Origin of the sequence: Nonomuraea aridisoli (genome assembly GCF_003236395.1) — a bacterium.
In the GTDB taxonomy this organism is placed as follows: Bacteria; Actinomycetota; Actinomycetes; order Streptosporangiales; family Streptosporangiaceae; genus Nonomuraea; species Nonomuraea aridisoli.
In genome coordinates, this window is sequence record NZ_POUD01000696.1 from 1 (window position 1) to 411 (window position 411).

Annotated in this window: 1 protein-coding gene; it reads right to left on the bottom strand. The window is 41.1% G+C overall.

Annotation, left to right across the window (positions count from 1 at the left end; genetic code table 11):
• A partial coding sequence (locus C1J01_RS54395; protein WP_146607981.1) for an NAD-dependent epimerase/dehydratase family protein occupies positions 1-411 on the bottom strand: 411 nt, incomplete at both ends.

The following is a 411-nucleotide window of genomic DNA, read 5'->3' on the forward strand; positions in this document are numbered from 1 at the left end:
GAGGATTCCATTTTAAAATTTTGCGTGCTTTTTGACTTGCAGCAATTAATGAATCTGGATCTCCAGGACGGCGAGCCGCAATTTTAGCTGGAATGGCTTCACCAGTTGCTTCACGTGCTGCTTCAACCATTTCTTTAACTGAGAAACCAGTTGATGAACCTAAGTTGAAGATGTCGCTATCATCACCTGCTTTAAGATAATCGATTGCTAAAATATGAGCATCCGCAAGATCTAAAACGTGCACATAGTCACGTACGTTCGTACCATCTGGAGTATGATAGTCATCTCCAAAAATTTGTAATTGGTCACGTTTACCTAGAGCCACTTGCAAGATAATTGGTGTTAAATGAGTTTCTGGTCCATGATCTTCGCCAATTGAACCATCTGGATAGGCTCCTGCTACGTTAAAGT